This window comes from Mesorhizobium shangrilense (assembly GCF_040537815.1).
Taxonomy (GTDB): domain Bacteria; phylum Pseudomonadota; class Alphaproteobacteria; order Rhizobiales; family Rhizobiaceae; genus Mesorhizobium; species Mesorhizobium shangrilense.
On sequence record NZ_JBEWSZ010000033.1, the window covers coordinates 1 to 3,402 of the forward strand.

The 3,402-nt window shown below is 60.0% G+C and carries 3 protein-coding genes; all 3 read right to left on the bottom strand.

All coding sequences use genetic code 11. From position 1 onward, the window contains the following. Positions 1 to 12 precede the first annotated feature (12 nt). Positions 13 to 2,127 carry a recombinase family protein gene (locus ABVQ20_RS40295; protein ID WP_354465403.1) on the bottom strand — a complete coding sequence of 705 codons (2,115 nt, stop codon included), beginning with the start codon at positions 2,125 to 2,127 and terminating at the stop codon, positions 13 to 15. A gap of 304 nt (positions 2,128 to 2,431) precedes the next feature. Beyond that, positions 2,432 to 2,896: a helix-turn-helix domain-containing protein gene (locus ABVQ20_RS40300; protein ID WP_354465405.1), complete on the bottom strand. Its 465-nt coding sequence runs from the start codon at positions 2,894 to 2,896 to the stop codon at positions 2,432 to 2,434. Between the two features lie 118 nt (positions 2,897 to 3,014). Beyond that, the coding region (locus ABVQ20_RS40305) for a DUF5372 family protein (RefSeq protein WP_354465407.1) at positions 3,015 to 3,402 on the bottom strand (388 nt) is incomplete at its 5' end.

A 3,402-nucleotide genomic window follows, 5' to 3' on the forward strand; every position in this document is an offset into this window, starting at 1 on the left:
AACTAACTGGCTTCATACTACAGCCCTTTCCTTGAGATCGGAGCATTTTGAGGAGTTGAGTCGGCGGATAGCCTCTGCCCGATGGGCAAGCTGGTTCCATCGGCTGGATTGTTTGGCTGGGACGTGCTCTAGCAGTTCATAGAGGCAGATATAGCCGTTGTAGGCATGTCTTTTCACGATGCCGTATCTCGCCCATCTGACCAGGGTACATTCGGTGATTCCGAGTTTTGCGCAGGCTTCTGCTTTTGTCAGCATTCCCCGCTCGCGCAGCCGGTCGTAGCGCGAGCGCAGACCATATTGCTTGACGAGATAGATGACGTGCAAGTCGGTGAACTGGGCGTCAGCCTTGCCGCGCCGCGCTGAGCCGCCGGGACGGATTCCCCTTGCATTCAGGATGTCAGCGATTTCGGCGCAGATATGATCGTCGAGAAGCTTGTCGACCAATTCGACCACCTCGGGCCGGGTCTTTACCTGCTGTGCTGAGGTTTTCGGGTTCTGGGTGGTCAATGTTTCGGTCCTTCCGCCTCTGAAGCGGATGTGGATCCGGGTCTCACCCTCGGCCTGGAACTTGAGCAATGTGACGTCTTCGACGAGATAGGCAAGGAGCCGCTTGCGTTCTCGGTTCGGCAAGGTGGGGTCGCACCAGACCGTTTTGAAGTCGGCCGTCATGGCGATCAATCGATCACGGATTGCATCGTCGAGTGTCGCTCGGTCTTGGCGTAGGGCGCTCTCTCGTTCTTCTCGTAGATCAGCCAGCATGCGCAGTTTGTCGTTCCATTCGCGTTCAAGGGTGTCGGCAACCAGACGGTTGTTCGGATCGACCAGCATAAACCGCCGCTGTGCAAGATCGGCATCGATTTGGGCGCGTTCGACGGCACGGAGCCGGAGTTTGTCCGCTTCGTCATAGCGCGCTTCGATTTCTTTTCGGATCTCCAAAGCCAACTCCACGGCGGCGGGCGTCATTTCTGCGGCGATGAGTTCGCCGATCGCCCCGTCGACGGGCCAGCCTGCGATCGACTGGCAGTGAGGCTCACCCCGAGAGACGTAGGCGCGGCTGCAGACGTACCAAGTGTCCACCTGACCGCGCCGGGTGACGTAACGGGCCCTCATGTGACAGCCACACCGCCCGCATATGACGCGCCCCTGCAACAAAGCCGCGCCTTCGCGCGGTGGCGAGATGCGCGCGGTTTGGTAGCCTTGGCCGTTGGCCTCGAGCGCCTTGAGATTGTGCTGGAACTGGTCCCAACTGATATAGCTGGGATGGGCGTCCGGGATGCATGCGAGCCATTCATTGGGCTCACGTTTGCGGATCTGTTTCTTTCCGTCGACGGTTCTGCGGTAAAGCCGCTGGCCATAGGCATAGACGCCCGCGTAACGAGGATTGTGCAGCGTGCGTAAGGCCGCCGATGTGGTCAGGGGTTGGAAGACCACCCGCTTGCTGTTGCGGAACCGGGATGGGAAGAGCAGACCCTCCTTGGCAAACGCCTTGACGGTCTGCGTAGCCGACCCGACCCGTGAGAACGTCTCGAAGAAGTGGGTGATCATCTCCCGGATCTGAGCGTCCGGATCGAGGACCACATCGCCAACCTCATTGTAGATGAAGCCGGTCGGAAGGGGGCAACGATATTCACCGCGGCGTGCTTTGTTGAGAATGCCACCGCGCAACCGGGCTTTGATAACGTGCAACTCGGCCTCGCTCATCGTGCCCTTGAGGCCCAGCAGAAGCCGGTCATTGAAGTTGGCCGGGTCGTACACGCCATCTTCGTCGAGGATGAGTGTGTCGGCCAAAGCGCAGATCTCCAGCAGCCGATGCCAGTCCGCATTGTTTCTGGCGAGGCGGGATACTTCCAGGCCCATGACGATCCCCGCGCGGCCCATGCCGACATCGGACACCAAGTGCTGGAAGCCTTCGCGCCACGACGCTGAAGCGCCGGATACGCCCTGGTCGCTGTCGATGACGGTGACCTGGTCGTCGCGCCATCCAAGCCCGATCGCGCGACCACGAAGATCGTATTGACGCTTGGTGCTTTCGACGTTCTCCATGACCTGTCGCATCGATGACTGTCGGATGTAGAGGTAGGCGCTCCGCTCGAGATGATGCGATTGGACCTTGAGCTTTTCGTTCATGCTGTTCTCCGTTCAGGGGCCGCCATCACGATGGCGGCGAGCAAGTGGATGATTGTGCGTCGCTCGGACGTTTCGTCTGCGATCGGCAGCCTGGCGACAGGCGGCAAAGCCGCGGGTGGGGACCAGCCCGGCGTACGCAAGATCGCGCTAACCCAGGCCCACATGCCGCGATGCAGAAGGATGGTAAGACCGCTGCGTGCCTCCAGAGGGAGCGCGGCGCCAAGCGCGGCGGCGCGCAGTATTTCGTATCGCTCCGCGGCGCGGGACTGCATCGCACAATGCAATTGCGCACCACCACTGATGGTTACGCCGTTTTTTTTACGCCGAGCGCACGCTCGATTGTTCTGGGGTGGACATCGAGGCCGAACTCTGTCCAGAGCCGGTTCGTCAGTTCGCGTGCCCGAATGGGCTCGCCTGGAACCACTTGGGCCCTGAGGAAGGCCAGCACTTCGCTCTGGATCTTGTGCGGGCCGTGCGGGCCGCGCTTCCTCGGTACTAGGCCCGCCAGACCCGCGTCCTCGAAGTCCGCTTTGGCCTGGTAGAAGGTCGGGCGGGAGACGCCATATTCGTCGGACACCTCCGTTACCGACATTTTGTCGACGGATACGCGCCGCAGCATCTCGTACTTCACCTGCACGATGTCGCGCGGATCGAAGAAGCCGTCCTCCCGGAACTTCTGATCGCCGATTTTTTCCGGGGCTGGATTGAGCGTGCCATCCTCGGCCAAAGCGCTGGCTTTCGATTGCCTGCGTTTGACGCTGTCCGACACCTGCGCCGCCCCCCGATGTCGACTCAATTGACGTAATTATAAATATGCCGCGTATGATTAAACTGTCAAGCGTGTATCTGCCGACCAATCGCATATAATCTCTGCTAATACGGCACATTCAGCGAAGCCCCCATGGGTTTTGCGGCGTTATTTTCCTTACAACATCGGCAAAATTTCCTTTACAATCTTGCGGCGTTGCGCATCTCCCTTGCGATATGAGGCGCTCTACGAGACCGCTGAGTTCCAGTAGGTCGGTGAGGCTGCACAGTGCGCGCCCGTTTCCCGCGACAACCTCAAGGCTGGGCACGGCTGCATCGGTCCATTGCGGCGGAACAGAGCAAATCCGGCCATCGTCAAAGCGCAGCAGCAACAGCTTGCCCGCTCGGTTACCGCGCTTCCCAACGCAGGCACCGCGCTGCCCGGAATACGGATGAAAGGGGTGAGTCACCGTCACAAACTGCAACGGGGACGATGAACCGCCTGCATTTCCAAGTGAGTTACAAGCG